13 protein-coding genes are annotated in these 23,316 nt (G+C 69.3%); 12 read left to right on the top strand and 1 reads right to left on the bottom strand.

The features are described 5' to 3' along the window. Position 1 precedes the first annotated feature (1 nt). The 12 genes from FQU96_RS15810 (at position 2) to FQU96_RS15755 (ending at position 11,341) form a co-directional block, all read left to right on the top strand. The gene (locus FQU96_RS15810) at positions 2-865 is read left to right on the top strand and encodes an ABC transporter permease (protein ID WP_146542269.1); all 864 of its coding nucleotides are present in this window, start codon (positions 2-4) and stop codon (positions 863-865) included. A 5-nt stretch (positions 866-870) separates the two neighbouring features. Continuing rightward, on the top strand, positions 871-1,602 hold the full coding sequence (locus FQU96_RS15805; protein ID WP_218574739.1) for an SDR family oxidoreductase: 732 nt from the start codon (positions 871-873) through the stop codon (positions 1,600-1,602). Between the two features lie 19 nt (positions 1,603-1,621). Next, positions 1,622-2,161: a cupin domain-containing protein gene (locus FQU96_RS15800; protein ID WP_146542267.1), complete on the top strand. Its 540-nt coding sequence runs from the start codon at positions 1,622-1,624 to the stop codon at positions 2,159-2,161. A 98-nt stretch (positions 2,162-2,259) separates the two neighbouring features. Beyond that, on the top strand, positions 2,260-3,108 hold the full coding sequence (locus tag FQU96_RS15795; RefSeq protein ID WP_218574738.1) for an alpha/beta fold hydrolase: 849 nt from the start codon (positions 2,260-2,262) through the stop codon (positions 3,106-3,108). Next, complete coding sequence (locus tag FQU96_RS15790; RefSeq protein ID WP_146542265.1) at positions 3,105-3,890, top strand: IclR family transcriptional regulator; 786 nt, start codon at positions 3,105-3,107, stop codon at positions 3,888-3,890. Before FQU96_RS15795 ends, FQU96_RS15790 begins: the two co-directional genes overlap by 4 nt. Positions 3,891-3,909: 19 nt before the next feature. Further along, the gene (locus tag FQU96_RS15785) at positions 3,910-4,284 is read left to right on the top strand and encodes a recombinase-like helix-turn-helix domain-containing protein (RefSeq protein ID WP_218574737.1); all 375 of its coding nucleotides are present in this window, start codon (positions 3,910-3,912) and stop codon (positions 4,282-4,284) included. 18 nt (positions 4,285-4,302) lie between these two features. After that, complete coding sequence (locus FQU96_RS15780) at positions 4,303-5,367, top strand: aromatic ring-hydroxylating dioxygenase subunit alpha (protein WP_146542264.1); 1,065 nt, start codon at positions 4,303-4,305, stop codon at positions 5,365-5,367. A gap of 255 nt (positions 5,368-5,622) precedes the next feature. Continuing rightward, the gene (locus tag FQU96_RS15775; protein WP_146542263.1) at positions 5,623-6,429 is read left to right on the top strand and encodes an SDR family oxidoreductase; all 807 of its coding nucleotides are present in this window, start codon (positions 5,623-5,625) and stop codon (positions 6,427-6,429) included. Continuing rightward, on the top strand, positions 6,422-8,110 hold the full coding sequence (locus FQU96_RS15770; RefSeq protein WP_146542262.1) for a thiamine pyrophosphate-binding protein: 1,689 nt from the start codon (positions 6,422-6,424) through the stop codon (positions 8,108-8,110). The genes FQU96_RS15775 and FQU96_RS15770 overlap by 8 nt, the downstream gene beginning before the upstream one ends. After that, positions 8,107-9,018, top strand: a complete 912-nt coding sequence (locus tag FQU96_RS15765) for a VOC family protein (protein WP_146542261.1) — start codon at positions 8,107-8,109, stop codon at positions 9,016-9,018. Before FQU96_RS15770 ends, FQU96_RS15765 begins: the two co-directional genes overlap by 4 nt. Continuing rightward, the gene (locus FQU96_RS15760) at positions 9,018-10,241 is read left to right on the top strand and encodes an NAD(P)/FAD-dependent oxidoreductase (protein WP_146542260.1); all 1,224 of its coding nucleotides are present in this window, start codon (positions 9,018-9,020) and stop codon (positions 10,239-10,241) included. The genes FQU96_RS15765 and FQU96_RS15760 overlap by 1 nt, the downstream gene beginning before the upstream one ends. 116 nt (positions 10,242-10,357) lie before the next feature. Beyond that, entirely contained in the window at positions 10,358-11,341 is a 984-nt protein-coding gene (locus FQU96_RS15755) for a tripartite tricarboxylate transporter substrate binding protein (RefSeq protein ID WP_146542259.1), read from the top strand. Positions 11,342-11,407: 66 nt separating this feature from the next. Here FQU96_RS15755 and FQU96_RS15750 read toward each other — a convergent pair whose 3' ends face one another. Next, positions 11,408-23,242 (bottom strand): filamentous haemagglutinin family protein, encoded by an 11,835-nt coding sequence (locus tag FQU96_RS15750; protein ID WP_178130531.1) that lies wholly within the window; start codon positions 23,240-23,242, stop codon positions 11,408-11,410. Between the last annotated feature and the right edge of the window lie 74 nt (positions 23,243-23,316).

Raw genomic sequence — 23,316 nt, 5'->3', positions numbered from 1 at the left:
CATGGCCCACGTCGCCGACGCCGGCAGCGACGCTGCCGTCACCGACAGGACACCAGCTGCCGCGGTCGCGCCTGCGCCAGCCGGTACGTCGGGCTTCACCGCCGGCACGATCATCGCCAGCCTCGCGGTGCTGGCCGCCTTCCTCGCTGCCTGGCAATGGCTGCCGGCGATGGCCGGCGTTCCCGAGTTTGTGCTGCCGCCGCCGTCGACGGTGTGGACGGAGTTCCTGCGCATGCTGGCCAACGACCGGCTGCTGTGGCACGCCGGCATCACGACCTTGGAGATCATCGCCGGCTTCGCGCTGGGCTGTCTGCTGGGCATCGTGATCGGCTTCATCCTGGGCCTGTCGCCCAAGACCGAACTGGTGCTGTCGCCCTACATCCTGGCACTGCAGATCGCGCCCAAGGTCGCCTTCGCACCGCTGTTCGTGATGTGGCTGGGCTACACCGTCTATCCCAAGATCCTGGTCGCCATCCTGATCGTGTTCTTCCCGGTGATGGTGAACGTGCTGACGGCGGTGCGCACGGTCGATCCCGATATGGTGAACCTCGCGCGCTCCTTTTCGGCCAGTCGCCTGCAGGTGTTCCGCATGATCGAGTACCCGGCCTCGCTGCCGCCGCTGTTCGCCGGCCTGCGCATCGCTGCGACGCTCGCGGTGATCGGCGTCGTCGTGGGCGAGCTGGTGGGCGGCAATCTGGGCCTGGGCTATCTGCTCACCTACGGCGAGGGCCAGGGCAACACGGCGATGGTGTTCGTCACCATCATCCTGCTGACCCTGATCGGCATCGTCGCCTATGCGGCCGTGGTGCTGGTCGAGCGCCGGGTGCTGCACTACATGCCCAAAGCACAGCACGTCTCGGTGTGATGCCCATGCTGCGCGACCGACGCATCCTCATCACCGGCGGCGCCCGCGGCCTGGGCCGCGCCTTCGCCGAGGCGGCCATTGCCGCCGGCGCGCGCGTGGCGATCGCCGACATCCTGGAGGATGCCGGCCGCGCGACAGCCGAGGCGATCGGCGCGGTGTTCGCTCCCGTCGATCTCGCCGTGCCGGAGTCGATCGAGGCCTGTGTTGCGGCGGCAGACGCCGCGCTGGGCGGCCTCGACGGCCTGGTCAACAACGGCGCCATCACCAACTCCGGCGGCAAGGGGATGGCAGACCTCGATCCCCAGACCTGGGACCGCGTCATGGCGGTCAACGTGCGCGGCACGTGGCTCGCCACTCGCGCGGCGCTGCCCGCGCTGCGCGCCTCGGGTCGCGGCCGCGTGGTCAACATCGCCTCCGACACCGCCCTTTGGGGCGCGCCGCGGCTGCTGGCCTATGTCGCGAGCAAAGGTGCCGTGATCGCCATGACCCGCTCGCTGGCACGCGAGTTGGGCAGCGACGGCATCACGGTGAACGCCGTGGCGCCGGGACTGACCCTGGTGGAAGCCACCGAATACGTGCCGGCCGACCGGCACCGCCTCTATGTCGAGGGCCGCGCGATCAACCGCACGCAGGTGCCCGACGATGTCTGTGGTGCCGTGACCTACCTGCTGTCGGACGCAGCGGGTTTCGTCACGGGCCAGCTGCTGGCCGTCAATGGCGGCTTCGTGATGCATTGAGAGACGAGAGGAGACGATCATGCCAGACACACCGATCAAGGACGCCAAGGCCCCGCGCTCATGGGATCGTGCCGACGGTGCCAGCTTCGAGCAGTGGATGGAGTCGCGCGTGGCGCGGCATGAGACCCGCCGCTACGACTGGGACGCGCTGAAGTTCCAGGCCGACTTCGATCCGAAATATCGCCGCGCCCAGATGCGCTACGTCGGCACCGGCGGCACCGGCGTGAAGGCCGATACCAAGACCGTGCCGGCCGAGCACTTCACCTTCTCGACCATGCTGCTGCCGGCCGGCGCCGAAGGCCCGATGCACATCCACACCGACGTCGAGGAGATCTTCTTCGTCCTGCGCGGCACGGTGAAGGTGACCTGCGAGAAGGACGGCGAGCGCTGGGAAACCGTGATCGGCGATCGCGACCTGATCTCGATCCCGCCGGGCGTCTATCGCGGCGAGATCAACATCGGCGAGGAGGACGCGCTGATGTGCGTGATGCTGGGCGCCGCCAGGCCGATCACGCCAACCTATCCGCCCGATCATCCGCTGGCGAAGATCAAGCGGTGATTCCCCGGGAGCGCGGGCCTCTGGCCCGCTCATGTCAGGCGAAAGCGCCGCTTTCGCCTTGATGCGGGCGGGACGCCCGCGCTCCCAGGAGGCTCATGATGACCAACCTCGCCGATACCCTGCTCGCGCCCTACCCCGCCGTCCGGCAGCAGACGGCGCGTGGCATCGTGTCCTGCCGCACGGCAGGCAGTGGGCCAGCGCTCTGCCTGTTGCACGGCATCGGCAGCCAATCCGGATCTTGGGTCCGGCAGCTCGATGCGCTGGCACCGCGTTTTCGCGTCACCGCGTGGGACGCGCCGGGCTACGGCGGGTCCGACCTGCTTCCAGCGGTGTCGCCAGTCGCTGCCGACTACGCCGATGTGCTGGCCGCTCTGCTTGACGCGCTCGGCATCGAGCGCACCGTGCTGGTCGCGAGTTCCCTGGGTGCCCTGATCGCGACGTCGTTCGCGGCACGCCAGCCGCACCGCGTCGCGGGCCTCATGCTGCTGAACCCGGCCGGCGGCTACGGACTGGCCGAGCCGGCCGAACGGGAGGCCAAGCTCGCGGCGCGCCTGGATCGCATGGCCCGTCTCGGGCCCAACGGCATGGCGCGTGAGCTTTCCGCCGGCATGCTCTCGCCCGCCGCTTCCGCCGAGGCCCGCGCGCTCGCCACCTGGAGCATCGCGCAGCTGCGCCCCGACGGCTACACGCAGGCTGCCCGCCTGCTGGCGCATGGCCGCCTGGTCGAGGACGCTGCACGTTACGATGGACCGGTGCTGGTGATCGGCGCCTCGGCGGACACTGTCACACCGCCGGCCGGTTGCGAGCGCCTCGCGCACGCCTTCCCACATGCACGCTACCGCCTGCTGCCGGAGGCGGCCCACCTTTCATACCTCGACGCGCCGCAAGCCGTGAACGCGCTGATCACCGATTTCGCGGCCGGCTGCACACAGGGAGTCGCTGCATGAGCGAGGCGACATCACGCTACAATGTCCCCGGCCTGGAGCGCGGGTTGCGGCTGCTGCAGCTGTTCGACCGTACGCGCCGGCGACTCACCGCAGCGGAGATGGCGCGCGGGCTCGAGATCCCGCGCTCGACCGCGTTCCGCCTGGCCCAGACCTTGGAGGCCCTCGGCTTCCTCGAGCGCGAGGGCGACACCTACCGCATCGGCACGGCGATCCTGCGGCTGGGCTTCGAGTATATCGCCTCGCTGGAGATCGCCGAGCTCGGCCGGCCCGTGATCGAGCAGCTGCGCGATGCGACCGAACTGTCGGCACAACTGGTGATCCGCGACCGCCGTGAGGTGGTGGTGGTGCTGAAGGCCTCGCCGACCTCCACTTTCGTGAGCAGCGTCACGGTGGGCACGCGCATGCCGGCGCATGCCACCATCCTGGGCCGCATCCTGCTGGGTGACATCGACGATGCAGCGCTGCGCGCACTCTACCCGGAGGCGACGCTGCCACAGGTCTCGCCGCACGCGCCGCGCACGCTCACTGAGCTGAAACGCCTGGTGCGCGAGGATCATGCGCGCGGCCATGCCGTGAGCGAATCGTTCTTCGAGCACGGCATCTGCGCCGTGGCGGCACCGGTACGCGACCACAGCGGCCGCATCGTCGCGGCGGTCAGCGTCACGGCCCAGCGTCCGAACCTGGAACCCGCGACGCTGCGCGAGCAGCTGGTGGTGCAGGTGTGCGCCGCCGCAGCCGAATTGTCCCGCAGGCTCAATTACCGTCCCGCCGAAGCGGCGTGATCGATCTCAGGAGGCAGCCATGGCAGAGCGAGGCACAATGAGGGTGCATCTGCCCGCCGCGAATACGGCGGAGGTGATCCCCGATTTCAATCCCTACCTTGAGCCCTACCGCAACCCGCGCCGCGACCAGGGCGCCGGCTCGGGCCACATCTACGGGCCGGCACAGCGCGACCTGATCCAGTGGCAGACGCGCCCCGCATTGCCGACGGCCTACGAACAGGCGCTCGCCGATACGCTGGAGCAGATCTTCGCCCAGCGCCTCTACGAACTGCCCGAGATCGTCGCGGCGCTCAACCGCGAGGGCCTGCGCACGCCCGATGGCGCGACGTGGACCGAGGCCAACTTCCAGGACACCTTGCGCCAGCTGGGCAGCCTGGCGTTCGGCTCACCCTAAGCGCGAGGAGCCACGACCATGGCCGATCCCCAGGCAATCGAACAGCGCGTCAACCGCGGCCTGTTGAACCAGTGGTATCCGGTGCTGCCAAGCTGGGCCGTCGCCGGCACGCCGGTCGGCATCACCCGCTTGTCGGAGAACCTTGTGCTGTGGCGCGATGCCGGCGGCGCGATCCACGCGCTGGAAGACCGCTGCCCGCATCGCGGCGCGCGGCTGTCGCTGGGCTGGAACCTCGATGACCGGCTGGCCTGCTGGTACCACGGCATCGAGGTCGACGGCACCGGCACCGTGCGCCGGGTACCGGCGGTCGATCGCTGCCCACTGGAAGGCCGTCAGGCCGTCAAGCGCTATCCGGTACAGGAAGTGCGCGGCGGCATCTTCGTCTATTTCGGCGATGACGCGCATCCCGAACCCTGCCCGCTGCAGCTGCCGGAGGCGCTGATCAGCGACGAACACGGCGCCATCCTGTGCTTCGCCCATTGGCACTGCAACTGGCGCTACGCCGTCGACAACGTCATGGACCCGATGCACGGCGCCTATCTGCACGCGGTGTCACACTCGATGGCTGCCGGTGACAAGTCGGCCACCATGCAGATGCGCAAGACGCCGACCGGCATGATCTTCGAGAAGACGAATCAGCGCGACGTCAACTTCGACTGGACCGAGTTCGGCGACACCGGCGCCATGTGGCTGCGGCTGGCGATTCCCTACCGCGCCAACGCCGGCCCGGGCGGCAGCTTCGGCATTTCCGGCTTCGTGACGCCGGTCGACGAGGATAACTGCACGGTCTTCTTCTGGCGCACGCGCCAGTGCACCGGCTGGGTGCGCGATGTGTGGCAGTTCATGTACCGCACCAAGCTCGAAGGCCTACACTGGGCCGTGCTCGAACAGGACCGCACGGTGCTGGAGAACATGGCACCCAACGCGCGTTCGCGCGAGTTCCTCTACCAGCACGACACCGGCCTCGCCCGCCTGCGCCGGGTGATGGAGAAGAAGGCCGAAGCCCAACTCGATACATTGGCGCAGGCGCAAGCCAAGACGGCGGGCATAGAGCATGTTCATGTACGCACGTTGTCGTCCTGAGCACAGCGAAGGACCCTGCGGTGGGATGTTCATCAGCGACAGCGTGTTTGGCGCAAAGCAACAAGATTCACCACAGAGGCACGGAGGACACAGAGGGCACAGAGATGATGAGACGGCGCACCGGCGGCGAGCGACAGCTCCCCTCAGTGATCTCCGTGTCCTCTGTGCCTCTGTGGTGAACCTTCATCGCCCCACAGCACAACCCTGTGTCATCGAAGCATCGCAAGGTCCTTCGCTTCGCTCAGGACGACCACAATGACCACCGCCTCGCCCTTCGGCCTGCAGGACCGGGTTGCCGTCATCACCGGCGGTTCGTCCGGCATCGGGCTCGCCACCGCGCGCCTGATGCTGAATGCCGGTGCACGCGTCGCCATCTGCGGCCGCGACGGCGCGCGGCTGGAGGCGGCTGCGGCGACGCTCGTCCGTGACGCCGGCAACGATCGCCTGCTGGCACAACGCTGCGACGTGCTCGATGGCGATGCGGTCGCAAGCCTGGCCGACGCTGTCGCACGCCGTCTCGGGGCCGCCGACATTCTGGTGAACAACGCCGGTCAGGGGCGCGTGTCGACCTTCGCCGACACCACGGACGCCGCCTGGCGTGAAGAGCTCGACCTGAAGTTCTTCAGCATCGTGCGCCCGACACGCGCGTTCCTGCCGCAGCTGCAGCGCTCCGACGCCGGCGCCATCGTGTGCGTGAACTCGCTGCTGGCGCGCCAGCCCGAGCCGCACATGGTCGCCACCTCGGCGGCGCGTGCCGGCGTGCTCAACCTGGTGCGCTCGCTCGCCACCGAGCTGGCGCCGCAGCACGTGCGCGTGAATGCCGTGCTGATCGGCCTGGTCGAGTCGGGCCAGTGGCGCCGGCGCTTCGAGACACAGGCAGCACCCGGCGAAAGCTGGGAAGCGTGGACGGCCGCACTCGCCGCCCGCAAGGGCATTCCGCTCGGCCGGCTGGGGCGGCCTGAGGAAGCAGCGAATGCGATCACGTTCCTCGCCTCGCCGCTCGCCTCATACACCACCGGCACCTTCATCGATGTCTCAGGAGGACATTCCCGCCATGTCTGATCGCCCGCGTCGCGTGACGGTGGGAGACCTTGTCGCAGCGTTCCTGGAACGTTGCGGCGTGCGCGCCGCCTTCGGCGTGATCTCGATCCACAACATGCCGATCCTGGACGCCTTCGGCCGCCGCGCTGCGGCCGCCGAAGCCCAGGGCCTCCCTGCTCCCATCCGCTTCGTGCCGGCGCGCAGCGAGCCGGGTGCGGTGAACATGGCCGACGCCCATGCGCGCGTGTCCGGCGGCCTTGGTGTGGCCGTGACCAGCACCGGCACCGCCGCCGGCAACGCCTGCGGCGCCATGGTCGAGGCGCTCACCGCCGGCACACCGCTGCTGCATCTCACCGGCCAGATCGAGACGGCCTACCTCGATCGCGACTTTGGCTACATCCACGAAGCGCCGCGCCAGCTCGACATGCTGCGGGCGGTCTCCAAGGCCGCGTTCCGGGTCCACAGCGCCGAGACGGCGCTGGGTACCTTGCGCGAGGCGGTGCGCGTGGCGCTGACGGCGCCCTGCGGCCCGGTGAGCATCGAGATCCCGATCGACATCCAGGCCGCCGAGGTCGACATGCCGGCCTCGCTGGCGCCGGCAGAGATCGCGCTGCCGCAGCCCAACGCAGCCGAACTCGATGCGCTGGCCGACCGCCTCGCCGGCGCCCGCCGCCCGCTGCTGTGGCTGGGCGGCGGGGCCCGCCACGCCGGCGACGCGGTGCGCCGCCTCATGGCGCTGGGCTTCGGTGTGGTCACCAGCGTGCAAGGCCGCGGCATCGTGCCCGAGGATGATCCGCGTTCGCTCGGCGCGTTCAACCTGCACGGCCCGGTCGAGACCTTCTACGCGACCTGCGATGCGCTGCTGGTGGCGGGCTCGCGGCTGCGCGGCAACGAGACACTGAAGTACAAGCTGAAGCTGCCACGCCCGCTCTATCGCATCGACATCGACCCGCAGCAGCACGGCCGCGCCTACGCCGACGACGTTTTCATCGCTGGCGACTGCGCCGCCGTCCTGAACGGACTGGCCGATCGGCTGGATGGCCGCATGACGGTCGATCCCCGCTTCGCGCGTGACCTCGCCGCCGCGCGCGCGTCGGCCGAGACCCTGGTGAACGACGGGCTCGGCCCCTACGCCGTGTTGGTCCACGCCCTGCAGCAGGCTACCGGGCGCGACTTCGTGTGGGTGCGCGACGTCACGATCTCCAACAGCACCTGGGGCAACCGGGCGCTGCGCCTTTCCGGTCCGCGCGATGGTGTGCACGCGCTGGGTGGCGGCATCGGACAAGGCATCCAGATGGCGCTGGGCGCCGCGCTGGCGGCCGGCGATCGCAGGACCCTGTGCCTGGTGGGCGACGGCGGCCTGCAGGTCAATCTCGGCGAGCTGGCGAGCCTGGTGCAGGAGAAGGCCAATGTCGCCGTGGTGCTGATGAACGACCGCGGCTATGGCGTCATCCGCAACATCCAGGACGCGCAATACGGCGGCCGGCGCTGCTACGCCGACCTGCACACGCCCGATTTCGCAACGCTGGCCCAGTCGCTCGCGTTGCCGTTCCGCCGCATCCGCGATATCGCCGGCGTCGGTGCGATCCTTGAACAGGCGCTGGCGCAGGACGGTCCGGTACTGATCGAAGTCGACATGGTCGCCGTCGGGCCGTTCACCAAGGCCTTCGCCGGCCCGCCAACCGAAAAGGTGCTGGCATGAGCATCCTGGGCATCGACCGCATCACCTACGGCGTCGACGATCTGGCGACCTGCCGTCGGTTCTTCCTCGACTGGGGCCTGCACCTGGTGCGCGAGGCCCCCGAGGTTCTCGAATTCGAGACGCTCAACGGCTGCGAAGTCCATGTGCGGCACACTGACGACCCTGCGCTGCCGGTCGCGATTGAAAGTGGGCCGACCCTGCGCGAGGTCGTCTGGGGCGTCGAGCGTGCCGAGGACCTGACGCGCCTGAGCGCCGCCCTGGGTAGCGCAGCCGGCGATGTTCTGCGGACGACCGACCCCAATGGCCTGGGCATCGCGTTCCGCGTCTCCCGCAAGCGCGCGGTGCAGGTGCAGGGCGTACCGGTCAATGCCTGGGGTCAGCCCGGGCGCGGCGTCAATCAGCGCAGTACCTTCTACGAGCGTGCCGAGCCGGTCGAGGTCGGTCACGTCGTGCTGTTCACTGACCGACTCGCCGACGCCGAGCGCTTCTACGTCGAGACCCTGGGCTTTTGCGTATCGGACCGCTATCCCGGGCGCGGTGTGTTCCTGCGCTGCGCCGCCGAGGGCGGCCATCACGACCTGTTCTTGCTGCAGCCGCCAGGCGTCAAGCGCGGCCTCAACCACGTGGCGTTCGTCGTGCGCGACATCCACGAGGTGTTCGGCGGCGGCCTGCATATCAGCCGCTGCGGCTGGGAAACCGAGATGGGCCCGGGCCGCCATCCGATCTCATCGGCCTACTTCTGGTACGTGAAGAATCCGGCCGGCGGGCTTGCCGAGTACTACACCGACGAGGACCAACTTGACGGTGCCTGGCAGCCGCGCGAGTTCCAGCAAGGACCCGACGTTTTCGCCGAATGGGCCGTGGTCGGTGGCATCGACGGCACCACCCGCCGCGCCAAGCGGATGTGATGAACAACGCCACTCCCGAACCGATCGTCATCGTCGGTGCCGGCCAGGCTGGCGGCTGGGCGGCGAAGACCCTGCGCAGCGAAAGGTTTGCCGGCCGCATCGTGCTGCTGGGTGACGAAGCACATCCGCCACATGAACGGCCGCCGCTGTCCAAGGCCGTGCTCGCCGGCGAGGCTGCGCCGGAAGCGACGCACCTGTTCAAGCCGGAGGACTTCGCCAAGCTTGATCTCGATTGCCGGCCCGGCGCGCGCGTCGCCGCCATCGACCGTGCGGCACGCACAATCACGCTGCAAACGGGCGAGGCAATCGCCTACGGCCGGCTGATCCTCTGCACCGGCAGCCGCGCGCGCACGCTCGGTGTGCCCGGCGCCGACGCACCCGGCGTTCGCTACCTGCGCACGATCGATGACGCGCTCGCGCTGCAGGCCCAGCTCGTCGCCGGCCGCCACCTGATCGTGATCGGCGGCGGCTGGATCGGCCTGGAGGTCGCGGCCACCGCGCGCAAGCGCGGTCTTGACGTGACCGTGATCGAAGCGCTCGACCGCCTGTGTGCGCGCGCCTTGCCGGTCGAGGTGTCGGAGCACCTGCTCGCGCTGCACATGCGCCACGGCGTTACCGTGCGACGGGGCGTCGGCGTCAGCGCCATCGAGACGTCGGGTAGCGGCATCACCGTCGTCCTCGCCGACGGCCATCGCATCGCGGGTGACCAGGTCGTCGTCGGCGTCGGCGTCGTGCCCAACACCGAGCTCGCGGCAGCGGCAGGTCTTGCGGTCGACAACGGCATCGTGGTCGACGACGCCGGCCGCACCACCGATCCCGCCATCTTCGCTGCCGGCGACTGCACCAACTTGCCATTGGCGTGCCTCGATCGCCGTGTGCGGCTGGAATCGTGGGCCAATGCGCAGAACCAGGCCATCGTCGCGGCCAAGACCGCGCTGGGCCAGGACGTCCGTTACGACGAGCTGCCGTGGTTCTGGTCGGACCAGTACGACATGAACCTGCAGATGCTGGGATATCCCGCACACTGGCCGGAGTCGGTCGTGCGTGGCGATCCCGCGTCCGGCAGCTTCAGCCGCTTCTACCTCGAGGACGGACATCTCAGCGCGATCGTCTCGATCAATGCCCCACGCGATTTGCGCGCGGCGCGAAAACTGTTGCAGGCCCGCAAGCCGGTCCGCCCCGAGGATCTCGTCAACCCTGCCATTCAACTGCAGCGCCTGTGATGCTCTTCCTGGGAGCGCGGGCGTCCCGCCCGCTCATGTCTCGGCGCGGCGCGCCGATGCGGGCGGGACGCCCGCGCTCCCAGGATTCCAGCTCTCTATCAATGGAACCCGATGACATGAAACGCCGCCTGCTTCTTTCCCTGCCCCTGCTGGCTGCCCTGCCGCCCGCTCTCGCCGGCACGCGCGCCCGCGCTCAGGCGCCGTTTCCCAATAAGCCGATCCACATCTTCGTCACCGTCTCGGCTGGCGGCTCGATCGACACCATCGCGCGCGCGATCGCCGAGGACCTGGCGCAGCGCATCGGCCAGCCCGTCGTGGTCGAGAACCGCCCGGGCGCCAACGGCAACATCGCCGCGACCGCGGTGGCGCGTGCGGCGGCGGATGGCTACACCCTGCTCGCCACCGGCGGCAGTACGCTCAACCTCAACCCGCATCTCTACAAGCAGCTGCCGTTCGATCCGATCAAGAGCTTCGTGCCGATCACCATGACGGCACGCACCAACTTCATCCTGGTCGTGCACCCCAAGCTCAACGTGAACACGGTCGAAGAATTCGTCGCGCTCGCCAAGGCACGCCCGGGCAAGCTGAATTACGGCTCCGCCGGCAGCGGCAGTCTCATCCACATCGCCACCGAGCTGTTCAACACCGCGGCCGGCGTCGAAACCAGCCACGTGCCCTACAAGGGCCTGGCGCCGGCGGTGAATGACCTGCTGGCCGGCCAGATCGATTTCATGTTCGATTCGGCAACGACCATGTCGCACATCCAGGCCGGCAAGCTGAAGGCGCTGGCCGTGGTCGGCCCCAACCCGCTGCCGGCACTGCCCGACCTGAAGGTGCTGGCCGCACACGGCATCAAGGGCGTCGAGGTGGCGTCGGGATGGCATGGGCTGCTCGCGCCCGCCGGCACGCCGCCCGACATCGTGGCGCGGCTCAACACGGAGGCGCGCGCCGTGCTGGCCACCGACAAGCTGCAGAAACTCATTGCCGCGCTCGGCGCCGAGCCCGCCTCCAGTACGCCGAACGAACTGGCCAAGACCCTGGCGATGGACATCGAGCGCCTCGGTCCCATCGTCAAACGCACCGGCGCCAGCCTCGATTAGGCTGTATCGATGCTCGCCGCCACCGCCGGGCCAGGGCAAGAGTAACCCGCATCGGGCAGTGATCAGCTACAGCGGAGCGTTCTGGCCGACCTGCTGGTGAAGCTTGCGGCGTTCCTCGTCGGTCAGCTCGCGCACCTGCTCGCCGGTGAAGGTGCCATTGCCCAGCACACGGAACATGCCCTGGGCATCGTAGCCTTGCTGGCTACCACCGGGGCGGGGCGGCGCGTCGTCGCGGCGCTGCGTATCGCCGCCACCCTGGCCGCCGCCATAACCCAGCACTTCGACCGTGATGATCGACGGCAGGTCACGCGGTGCCTGCCGCGCCTGCCGTGACGGGTCGGTCGTGGCCGCGGCCGCACCGGCCGTGGTGGAGGCCGACAACATGGCGCCGACATTCGGCGGCGGTGCCTTGGGCACGCCCGTGATCGAGCCCTGCACCTGGATGTTGGCCGCGTTCAGGATGTGCAACGCCGCCAGGTTGATGCTGCCCGACACGCGGATGCCGGCCTCGCCTGCGTCGATCGTGCCCAGCGGCGCGATCAGGTCGATGTCGCCGGCGGGCACTTCCGGAATCGGCGCCAGCGTGGCGATGCCGGCGCCGGTGGACGGCACCTGCGGCGACAAGGTTACGTTGCCGTAGTTGTCGTACACGCGCTTGGTCGGCGCATAGACGACGGTCGTCTTGGCACCGCGGCCGGCGTTGATATCGCCCACCGCCGACCAGATCACGATATCGCCGCCGAAAGTCGTCATGATCCGCGACAGGCCCAGCAGGACGCTGTCCCTGCTGTAGATCTCGATGTCGCCCGAGCCCTGGGTCAACAGGCCGGTGCTGGGCGGCGGCGCCACGCCGTTGGCGCCCAGCAGAATGCCGCCGCCGGGCGTGAAGGCCTGGATGCCGCCGCCGAAATCGGTGTGCACGCCGGCATTGCCGATCAGCGTGATGGTGCCGCTGTAATCGATCCGGGCGCCCGCCGCATCCGTGTCGGGCAGCAGCGTGGCGATCGCCTGGCGACCGCGCAGGTAGCTGCCGAAGCGACGGCTATCGGGATCGTTGTACTCGCGCCCGCCCTGGCGCAGCTCCTCGAAATAGACCTGGCGGACGAACACCGCCTGCTGCTCGACCGGCAGATGCTGGAAGTAGGCGAGCGCGCCGGCCGCGCCGCCGTCATAGCCGAACCGTTCGGCGAGCCAGGCCACAAGTTCTGCCTGGTAGGTCTTCGCGACCTTCCCGTCCTGGTCGGCCAGCGGCCGCAGCGGGTCGGCGCGGTTGGCCGGATCCAGGTAGCGCGCGGCAAAGCGCGCGTAGGCCGGCCCGTTGACGCCGACGCCGGCGAGCAACGTGATGCCGGCGCCGTCGCGGCGGTCGCCGGTGATGACCGGGCCGATGCTGTTGATGGTGCCGCGCGCCTGGTAGATGTCGCTGCCGGCCCGCACTTCCAGCAGGCCGGGTCCGGCAATGTTGATGCCGGCATTGACGATGTCGCGGCCGGCGGCAATGAGCGAGATATCGTCGTTGTCGTTGTTGAGGATCAAGGCGGTGAGATTGAGGATGTCGCGGCCGGCACGCAGCCAGACCGGCTTGGCGGCATTGTAGCTGGCGACGTACGCGCCACCGACATAGTCCTGCCGGATGTTGCCGATCTCCAGGTTGCTGATGTCACCGGTGAGCGCATAGATGCGGATCGGGTCTGGATCGCCGGCATGGACGTTGACGGCCGATGCGGTGAACGGCCCGTGCACGAACGCCACGTTACCGTAGTAGCCGCCGTACCAGTAGAACCCGGCGCTGTCCTCGCGCGGCCCATTGACGCCGGCGTAGTGATTGGTGGCCAGGACCGTGCCGCCGGAATCGACAAGGTTCCAGCCCGGGCGCAGCGGCGTGGCGAGATCGTCCGGTGATCCGCCTGAAACAGAAATGTAGGATGGTCCGCTCGTGGTGACGGCGCCGTAGCCATCGATGGCGTCGCGTGCCAACAGCTCCAGCGAGCCGCGCGCGGCCGGCATCAGGTTCATCATGTTGGGGGAGAAGATGATGCTGCCGCCGGCGGCCACGACGCTGAGGTTGGGCGGGTAGAACGTGCCGTAGAACGTCTGCATCGGTGACACGTACCCGCCGGCCGAGAACAGGTCGATCGCCGTCGTGCCCGTCCACAGAGTGAACCAGCTCGTGCCGGCAGCCGTCTGCGCGCCGTCGCTTGCCACCGGCGCGCCACGGGCGGTGACGCGGCCCGGATCGGCGGCGATGAACATCGACAGATCGCCGCGTGCCGACAGGGTCGCGCGTCCGTCGCCCGGCGCCACGGCCAGGCCGCTGTACATGTTGGCGACGAACGGCGCCTGGTTGTCGACCGGCCGCGGGTCGTCCATCCGCGGCACGCCGTATTGCTTCAGTTCCGTCTGCCCGATCGAGCCGGCCAGCACGCGGATGTCACCACGCACGTTGGTGACCAATCCCTGGAACAGTGAGATTGTCACCATCGTAGGGTTGAGGCGGCCGCCGACGCGCAGGGTCAGGTCGCCGCCGCCGGTCTGCGCCAGCGTGCCGTCGGCACTGACCCGGCCGCTGCCGCCCACGGCGATGTTCAGCGCATCGGTGAACAGATCGAAGCCGCCGCGCGAGATCGGATTGATGAGGCCCGCGTCGCCGCCGGCCTCGACCGTGACGTTGCCGCCGCCCAGCGCACCGATGCCGGCAAAACCCGCGACCTTGATCACGCCCAGAAGGTTGTCGGCGACGTAGGACCCGAAGTTGATGCCCCACGCCGTGGGTTGGCCCAGATCGGCGCCGCCCTGCCGCCACAGCCAGTCGCCGATATCGTGGGTGCTTTCACTCATATCGATATTGCTGACGGCATAGCTGCTGACCCGGCCCTGGGCCGACAGCAGCACATCGCCGCCGCCGGTCGTGAACCACATGCGCGTGCCGCTCAGCGCCGCCTCGTAGTCGGGATAGCCCAGCACGGTGCCGTCGTAGCCGGGCGCCAGTGGCAGGTTGTGCTCAGGCCCCACCGCGATGGCGGTTCCCGCCGTGTAGACACCGAACAGCGAGTCCTGCCGGTAGTCGCCGCCGGCCAGCAGGTCCAGCGTGCCGGTTCCGGTGCGGATCACGCTGAAGACCCGGCGATCGGGGAAATAACCCGAGAAATGCTCGTCCGACAGAACCAGATCGCCGCCGCCGGCGAGACTCGAGCGCGGCCGCAGCGTGCGCGTATCGGCCGACGCGGTGTCGGCGCCGGCGACCAGCCGCATCGACCACGACAGCGATCCCGGTGCCAGCATCGGCGCGATGGCCCAGATCCGACCCGCGCGGCCATCGGCCCAGCCATGGTCGTCCGGCGTCGCCGGCGGCGGCGCGAAGCCGTCGTTGATGCTGCCGTTGACCAGCAGCCGGCCGCCGGCGCGGATCACCACGACGCCGGGTTCGCCCGACCCACGACGTGCCGGATCGGCGTCCGGTCCATACCGGTAGCCGGAGAAGTCGAGGTCACCCGCGATGGTGAGATCGCCGCCGGCTGAGGCACTGAGGATCTCGACGCCCGGACGCAGATGGAGACCATGGGCGTCGAGCCCCGCCAGGCGTGCGCGCAAGGCATCGTTGCCGCGCGCGGCGTCGATGAAGGTGGTGCTGTCGCCATGGATGCGATCGAGCAGCACCTGATCGACGAGTCCCCCGTCCGCGGCATAGCGGCGCCAGCCGTTGATCGCGATGCTCGCGGCGCCGCTGATGTCGAGCGGCCCGGCGGCACTGATCGCAATGTCGCTGTCGATACCGGCGGCGACGGTGCGCGGCGCGTTGAGCTCGAGCCGGCCGCGGGCCACGCCGTCGGCAGCACGCAGGTCGATGACCGCGCCGCGGGCCAGCGTCAGCGTGCCGTGCGTCGTTGTCAGCTCGATCTGCGCCGTGTTCGCCGCATCGATCGGCGCGCCGCGGCTGTCGACCCGCAACACCGTGCCGTGCGCATCGAGCATGCCGCCCGTACCGAGCACCAGGTTGTCGCGGGCGGCAAGCCGGATGATACCCGCCCCGCGCCCGCTGGCGTCGATCCGGCCGTTGATGGTCAGGCTGCCGCCATCGACGGCAATGGTGACCCGACGTGCCCTAACGTCGTCACCGACCACCAGATCACCGGTCTTGATCACGAAGCTGCGGGCGCCGAACACCTCACCCTGGTTGAGGCGACCGTTCAGTCCCGCGAAATCGTCCAGCACCCGGGCCCGGATATCGACGACGCCGGCCTCGAAACCGGTGTCGGCGGCGCCGCGCAGGCGTCCGGCCAGAGCAACGCTGCCATCAGCCCCTGTGGCCGTCACCTTGATCCTGCCGGCGTCGTTGTTGCGCGCCGAGACGTCGATCGTCGATCCGGCGGCCTGGCGGATGGCGCCGTCGGTGCTCTCCATCACCAACTCGCCGCCCCAGCTGTACCGGGTGACGTCGAAGAACCGCACGCCCCGTCCCGACAGGTCGATGACAGCACGATCGTGCAGCGCGATGTCGCTCGCTGCTTCCAGCATCAGACGGCCGCTGGGCAGCGCCACTGCCGTGTCCAGTGTCACGCGCGTGCCGGCCAGCCGCACTTCGCCGCCCAGCGCCGTGATCGTCGCGGTGTCGACCGACGCTGCGCCGGCCGGCGCGCTCACCGTGACGGCACCGCCCGATCGATAGGTCATGAAGGAGCCGGCCTCGCCCGTCAGCAGCGGGGTACGCAGAGCGAGGCTGCCGCCGCCATAGGTGCTGGCGCTGGCGCCGGTGTGATAGACGGCAAGGCTGCTGCGGTTATTGGCGCTGATCCGCTCGCTGGCCTGCAGGCTCACGGCCGAGAACCCCAGCATCAGGCGATCAAGCGTCGCCTGAGTCTGCGGTCGCGCCGACGGATCGTAACCGAAGACGATCTGGCGGGCGTCAACGACCAACGCGCCGCTGCCCGTTCCGGCCCCGCCGGGCCTCACGGCACCCGGGCCGACACTGACATAGGGCTTGTCGACCGTGCCCATGCCCTGGACGAGGCCGCTCCAGATCAGCGTGTCGGTCGCGATCGTCGCGACCTCGCCCGGCCGGCCCCAGCCGTACAGGGCCGGCGTATTCAGGATGAGTGCCGTGCGTGTGGCGCCCGTGCTGCGCATGTCGATGGTCACGCCGCCGAAGATGTTGATCGAACCGCCGACCGTGAACGTCAGCCGCTCGACCGGGGTCATGCCGGATGCGGTCGGATGCAGCAGCCGCGCGATCATCGACTGGGTCAACCGCCAGCCCGAACCGATCGCGCCCGCCGCCTCCGCCGCGGCGAACGAGGCCGCATCGCCGATGTTCAGCTCGGGCAGGCTCAAGGTCAGGAAGCGTGCATTGAGCGCCGCCTGCCCGGGATCCACGGCGCCGGCGGCGGAGAACGCGATCGTTCCCTGCGTGCGCAGGATCGCACCGTCCTGCACTTTGATCGTGCTGGGCCGCGCATCAAGGATGGGCGGCAGGAAATGGAAGTAGCCGTTGGCGACCGTGAGGATGGCGCCGGCCTGCGAGTTACGATCGTCCAACGAGTCGGAGAACACATAACCCAGGCTGGAATCGATGCCGTTCGAGCTACCGGCCGAGGTGTCGAGCGTGGCGCCGCGCTCGATCACGATGTCGCGGCCGACCACGAAGATCTGCCCGCCACGCAACGTGGCACCCTGGCGCACGGCGACGCCGGCGTCGTTGCCGTTGAAGATCACACGCGGCCCCAGGGCCGTGGAGGTGCTCCAGTCGAAGGCCAGCTCGTAGCGATAGACACCGCCGATCAACAGCGCACTGGCGTTGAAGGCGGACAGATCCTGTGCGTTGAGCGACACCAGCCCCGGCGTTGCCGGTGCACCCGCGGCCTTGACCTCGATGCCGGTGTTCGCGATGACGGCCAGCGTTCCGCCATAGCCGCCCCGGGCCGGCGCGAACAGCGCCTGGCCGTCGAAGCGCAGCGTCTCGCCCTTGGCCGCGCCGAAGCTCAATACCAGCGTCTTGCCGTCCACCGGCAGGCGCGGGCGCACCGCGTTGAAGGTCGCCGCGTTGGCGAGCGCAAAGGCGCTGTAGCTGGTCTCGTTGTATTGCGAATGGGTGCGCACGATAGACGCCGGCGTCAGCGTCAGCAGCGTGGGCAGCACGTCACGGATGGCCGTGTTGGCGACACTCAACACACCAGCAGCAACGTGCGAGCCGTCCGCCAGCCGCGCCGTCGCATCGACCGGCGCGGCGCCGCCGATCTCGACCCGCCAGGCGCCCGGCAACAGCGCGTATGTCGACGGCAGCAGCGTGTAAGTGCCTGCCGGCAAGCCGCCGACAGCCCGCGACAGCGTGACCTGTTGGCCCACGACCGGGTCGCCGGCGCCGGTCTCCGGTGCCAGCGGCGCGTAGGCCGACGCATAGCCGGGAACGATGGCGTAGACCCGAGCGCCCGGCGTGCTGCCCCGGTTCGCTGCAGGATTGGCATTGGCAAGCGCTGTCCTCAGGACATCGACCGAGCCGCCGCGGCCGGTGAAGAACGCCGCGCCGCTGAGCTCGCCACCGCCCGACAGGTCAAGCAGCGCGCCGCGGTCAATGTCGATGCGGCCGACACCGAGTGTAATACCCTGGTTGACGCCGTTGTCGCCGACCAGCGCGGCGAGGTCGGAGAAGGCGACCTTCTCGCCATTGTAGGTATAGCTCAGCCCATCGACCGTTCCGCCGTAAGGCACGATCAATCCGGCGGCGCTGACCGATGTGACGCTGCCGGGCAGCAGGGTCGCCGCCATCTGCTGGGCGTAGCGCGGATCGGCCTTCGACACGCCCTCGCCGAGCACGATGGTGCCGAGCGGCGCCCGAACGATACCGCCCTGCTCCATCGTGGCGGCCATCAGCTGCAACGAGCCAAAGACGGACGCGGGGAGCGGCGGCGGCGCATCGCCCAGGCCGCGGATGGCGATGACGGCGTTGGGGTCGAATGCAATATCGTAAACCGCATCAGGCTTGTAGACGCCCGCCCGGATCGTCGCCTTGGCGCCGGTTGTCGGATAGAGCTGAGCGGCCGTGATCGTGAGCCGGCGGCCGGCATCCACTGAGCCGTTGCCGATCCGCACGTCGCCGCGGCTGATCAAGGCGACGTCGGCGAAGCCTGGCAGATCGATCGGCCGATTGTGGACCGGTGCGATACCGTGCTGGGCCAGCGCACCGAAGTGGACCGCGTCGCGCAGGTCGATCAGGTCGGCCGTGACCGTCAGATGCCCCGCGTTGACGGTCGGCATCAGCCAGCCGTAGCCCGTGTAGGTGATGCCCGCGTAGTAGAGCGTGGGATCGTCGGGAAGCTCGATGTTCCCCTGGCCTGCCAGCACCACGTGCGGGGCAGCCAGCGAGACACGCGCGGCCGGCGTCGTGGGTGCCACCGACAGGATACCGCGTTGGAGGATCAGGCTTCTTCCCATGGCCAGATCGACATCACCGTCGAAGCGGAAGATGTCGCGGCTCCACAATGACAGGGTATCGAAGCCGCCGGCCCTGACCTGCTCGACGCTGAGCCGCGCCTGTCCATAGGGCAAGGCCGGATCGTGAACTCCCGCCACGAGGCCGTCCGGCTGTGTGCGGCCGATGCGCTCCTGGGTGATCGTGAAGACATGCGGCCCGCGCGCCGCGCCCAGGAACGTGTTGGAGACATAGGTCGTCTCCAACGTGAGCTCGAGCCTGCCGCCGGCTGCCCCCTGCCCGCCGGCGGCTGCGCGCATATCGCCGTCCAGCAGCAGCCCGGCGCTCGAGCCGATCGCGATCGTGCCGCCGGCGCTGGCGCGCGTGACGGACGCGCCTGCATCCATGCGGCCCGCGGGCAGATCGAGGTCGACCGCCGTGCCCGATGCGTCCAGCCGCGCGCCGTCGCGGATGATCACCAGCGCGCCGGTCGGCCTCTGGCCGCTGTCGATGCCGATGCGGATGGCGCCACCCTCGGTGACGATGCCGTAGCGTCGGCCGTTGGCATCCCGGGCGGTCACGGCCTGCGCCGATACGTCGAGCACCGCCGTCGCGCCGATCCAGATCGACTGGCCCGGCGCATTCATGCCTGGCTCGCGGTTGAACACCTTGTCGTTCACGATCGTGACGCTGCCGCCGGGAGCCACGATCGCGCCGTCGACAGTGATCTGCCTGATGGTGGCCAGCCGGACCGACCGGCCGGGATCGACCGTCACGGCCGCGCCTCGGTCCACCCGCAGGTCCATGCCCGCGAGGATGAGGTTCGCGCCGGCGCGCTGCGTCAGGCGCCCCGTGACAGGATCGTCGCGATAGACCGGCGGCAGCCATTGCGCCAGCACCTGTGCGGGCGTGCTGCCCGTCGGCGCGGCGAAAGCGGTATCGGTGGCCCGCAGCACCGGCATGGCAACGTCGATGCGCGCCCCGTCACCGATGACAAGGCCGGTGAGGCTGGTGAGGCTGTAAGTGGAGAAGCCGGTCTGGAAGAGACCGGGGTCGACGGCGAAAGGCGGCGCAAAGCGGACGGCCTCGGTGAACGCCGTGCCCTGGGGCACCTTCTGCCCGGGCCGGTACGTGTAGCCCTCGTAGGTCCGGGAGCCGGCCACCAGCGTGAACTGGAACGGCCGGACAGGAATACCGCGCGGAAACACGGCGGCCGGGACAACCATGCCGAACGGCAGGCCACCCATGAACGCGGCAATCCGCGTGCCGGCCGGCAGGACCGCGCCGGCGCCATAATACCGACCGTCGCTGGTGGCCAGCATCACGCCTGGCGGCAGCGTCCATGTCGACGCGGTGACGATCACTTCTTGATTGGTCGGTGTGGTGGTGGCCGGCAGCGGGGTTTCCAGTGGCGTTGTCGAGCGCATCTCCGTCACGGTGACCGGGATGATGCCGCCGGGCAGAATCGCAAGGTCCTGCGCCAGGACGACACCCGTGGGTGCCCGTTCGTTGGCGCGCAGCACGCCGCCGGCCAGGACCGCGTCCTTGCCGATCAGAACCGTCACCGGCGATTGCAAGCTCAGCGTACCGCCGCCGGCGACACCGGCGGCGCGCAACGTGCCATCCAGCGTCAGGGTCGCACCAGTGATGACGTCGTGCGCCGGCACGCCGACCTGCAAGGTGACGTCGCCACCACGGCCACCGAGCAGTTTGCCGATTTCGAGCCAGGCGGCACCCGACGACACGTCGATCAGGCTGCCCCGCTCGATCGTCACGCTGCCCGTGGTCGCGACGCTGACGGTGCCGCCGTCGACGTAGGCCAGGCCGATGCGACGGGTAGGATCCAGCACGGCGTTGGTCCACACGCCGCGTACGTCGATGGCTGTACCCGCCTTCAATGTCACGCCGGCCGCGCCATCGAGCGTCAGCGCCTGCGGCGTAAACTCGCCGGGATTGCGGCCCGGCACCTTCAGGATGTTGGTGATGCTCACCCGGCCGCTGTGCGCCGTGATGTCCGCGCCGATCGTGGTCACGGGCGCGGTGATCGACAGCGATCCGCCGTCGGCCAGCGTCAGCGGCGCATCGATGGCGACCGTCTGCGTCGTGGTGAGATGGAGCCCGCCCAGCGCCGAGTCGTTGAGCCGCCGGGCATCGAGGAGAACGGTGTTGGTCCGCGCCGACGGCAGCGGTGTTGCCGCACCGATGGCGGATACGAGCGGTGCAACGGCACCGACGACGATCTTGCTGTCATGCCCGCCCTCAACGCCCAGGGTGCCGTAACGTCCCACCGTCAGCGACCCGGCGCGTGGCGCGGTGTTTTGCGGCAACGCGTAGCCGTCGGTGACACCGCCGGGTCGGGCTGTGGCCTGGCGCTGCCCCGCCACGACACCGGCCACGATCGTGCCGTCGAAGATCGTCGTCGGTGCCGACAGGATGAGTCCGCCAGCGTCGCGGCCGATGGTATAGCCGGCCTCCCAGCGCAAGCTTTCCCGGCCCTTGCCGAGCGGGTTCATCCAGATCTCGGTGACACCCCAGCGGGCATGCTTGCGCACGAAGCCCTGCCCCAGGCCATAGAACAACTGGTCGGCGGGGGCGCCATTGACGCTGTAGACCCGGCCGTCGCTGCCCAGCAGGTTGGTGGTGCGGATGTAGCCGCCGTCGTAGGAGACCGCACCGCCCGAGACGTCAAAGATTGCGCCCTGCTGCGCTACGACCTCGCGCGCAGACAACGCGATCGTGCCGCCCAGCGCTGCCCACTCACCGATCCGATGGCCGCTGTTGTTGAGGTAGCCCCGGACCTCGAGAAGCCCGCCCCTCGTGTAGTAGCGCTCGCTGGCATAGCCACCGGTACCGGCTGGCACCAGGACCAGGTCACGCGTGTCAATCCAGACGTCGCTGCTCTTGAGATGACCGCTGTCGCGGTTGATCGGCGCATCCCGCAGTTCGTTGCCCTGGATGCTGACCTTGAGATTGTTGCTCGACATGGGCAGCAGCACGTCGCGCGTGCCCGAAACGTCGATCAGGGCGCCGTCAACGGCCAGCACGCGCCGGGCGGCGCTCACCGCCACCTGCCCGCCCTGGGCCTGGGTGATCGAGCCGCGCTGGAAGACCACGTCGCCGCCGCTCACGATCTCGACGCGCGACTGGTCGAGCCGGTCGGGCAGCAGGCTGAGATTGGTGAACTGCGCATGCGCGACCGGCTGGTGCGCAGACGCGCTCGACGCGGTGATGAGCGCCGAGCGCTGGCTGTCGAGCGCCGTCTCCACGCTGTCGAGTTCGGGCAGGATGGCACTCAGGCTGCCGGTCGCCAGGACCACGCTGCCCTGCGTATCGGACGCCGCGTTGAGCAGATGGATCGTGCCGCGGGTGTTGACCGAGGTCGTGGCCAGCGCCACCCCAGCCTGGGTCACCGACCGCCCGACCAGCGTGATGTCGCCCTGCTGGCTGAAGATCAGGCCGGCGTTGACAACCGTGCCACTGGTGCTGCCGGCGCCGATGATGGGTGCGACCTCGCTGCCGCGCGTGGTCGAACTCTGATTGGCGTCCGTGCCGTAACCGCGGCGCAGGATGAAGTCGTCGCCGGCCGCCAGCAGCGCCTGCCCCTTCGGTGTGGCGATCGTGCCGGCGTTCTCCACGCCAATGCCCAGCAGGGCAACGAAACCGCCGCCGCTCGTCACCGATGTCGGTGTGTGGGTCGTGATCTCGGCACCTGCCTCGACCCGCACCAGGCCCGCGGCTCCACGGAAGCTCGGCACGTAGGCGCCTGCCGCCTGCGCGCTGTAGATGCCGGCGGTGCGGAACTGCTCGTCGGTGATGCCGGCACTGGAGGCGATCAGCGCATGCGTGTTGACCTGCGCCGAGCCGGTGAAGATCACCCCGTTGCGGTTGATGATATAGACGTGTCCGTCGGCTTTGATCTGACCAGCGATCCGCGAGGGGCGTGCCGCCGGATCGCTTACCCGATTCAGGGCCACCCATGTGCTATTGCCCTGCTGATCGAACCGGACCGTGGTCTCCCTGCCGACATTGAATGTCGTCCAGTTCAGGATCGCCTTCGCTTCCGTTTGCTTGATGTCGACCTGGGTGCGACCATCGACCTGCGTCTGCGTCGGCAGCCGGGCACCGGTCCAGACGCCAGGTACCGCGCCCGCCCCCAGCGCCACCACGAGGCCATCCGGTGTCAGGCCATTGGGAACCGCCGCTGGCGTCCGCAGCGCAAGATTGCGGGCCGCATTCTGCGCCGCGCGCATCGCCTGGACAGCCTGCGTCGTGCGCTGCAGCGCATTGCTTGCCTGTCGCGCCTGCTGCATCGCCGCCGCCTGCTGCGCCGTAACAGCCGCCACCGGCGCCGCCGTCCGGTTGCCGCGCAGGATGTCGCGCGCCTGGGCCGGCACGCTTGCCGTCACCAGCGCGGCAACGCTCACGCTCGCCAGCAGCGACGCGCGCCGAGGCCGCCGGTTCAGAACAACAGCGCGATCAGCGGCGGCGGGAACGGACATCGACAACTCCTGGCAGGGGCCTCTACCACCAAGACGGACCATCCCCGCCAAACGCGCACGGGTATCGACACAAG

Source organism: Reyranella sp. CPCC 100927, assembly GCF_007859315.1.
GTDB lineage: Bacteria > Pseudomonadota > Alphaproteobacteria > Reyranellales > Reyranellaceae > Vineibacter.
The sequence above is the reverse complement of the archived record's forward strand: the minus strand, read 5'-3'. Positions and strand labels throughout refer to the sequence as shown.

Bases quoted from the DNA above. Each gene is read 5' to 3' on its own strand.
- FQU96_RS15810 (WP_146542269.1), top strand. From the start codon at position 2: ATGGCCCACGTCGCCGACGCCGGCAGCGACGCTGCCGTCACCGACAGG.
- FQU96_RS15805 (WP_218574739.1), top strand. From the start codon at position 871: ATGCTGCGCGACCGACGCATCCTCATCACCGGCGGCGCCCGCGGCCTG.
- FQU96_RS15800 (WP_146542267.1), top strand. From the start codon at position 1,622: ATGCCAGACACACCGATCAAGGACGCCAAGGCCCCGCGCTCATGGGAT.
- FQU96_RS15795 (WP_218574738.1), top strand. From the start codon at position 2,260: ATGACCAACCTCGCCGATACCCTGCTCGCGCCCTACCCCGCCGTCCGG.
- FQU96_RS15790 (WP_146542265.1), top strand. From the start codon at position 3,105: ATGAGCGAGGCGACATCACGCTACAATGTCCCCGGCCTGGAGCGCGGG.
- FQU96_RS15785 (WP_218574737.1), top strand. From the start codon at position 3,910: ATGGCAGAGCGAGGCACAATGAGGGTGCATCTGCCCGCCGCGAATACG.
- FQU96_RS15780 (WP_146542264.1), top strand. From the start codon at position 4,303: ATGGCCGATCCCCAGGCAATCGAACAGCGCGTCAACCGCGGCCTGTTG.
- FQU96_RS15775 (WP_146542263.1), top strand. From the start codon at position 5,623: ATGACCACCGCCTCGCCCTTCGGCCTGCAGGACCGGGTTGCCGTCATC.
- FQU96_RS15770 (WP_146542262.1), top strand. From the start codon at position 6,422: ATGTCTGATCGCCCGCGTCGCGTGACGGTGGGAGACCTTGTCGCAGCG.
- FQU96_RS15765 (WP_146542261.1), top strand. From the start codon at position 8,107: ATGAGCATCCTGGGCATCGACCGCATCACCTACGGCGTCGACGATCTG.
- FQU96_RS15760 (WP_146542260.1), top strand. From the start codon at position 9,018: ATGAACAACGCCACTCCCGAACCGATCGTCATCGTCGGTGCCGGCCAG.
- FQU96_RS15755 (WP_146542259.1), top strand. From the start codon at position 10,358: ATGAAACGCCGCCTGCTTCTTTCCCTGCCCCTGCTGGCTGCCCTGCCG.
- FQU96_RS15750 (WP_178130531.1), bottom strand. From the start codon at position 23,242: ATGTCCGTTCCCGCCGCCGCTGATCGCGCTGTTGTTCTGAACCGGCGG.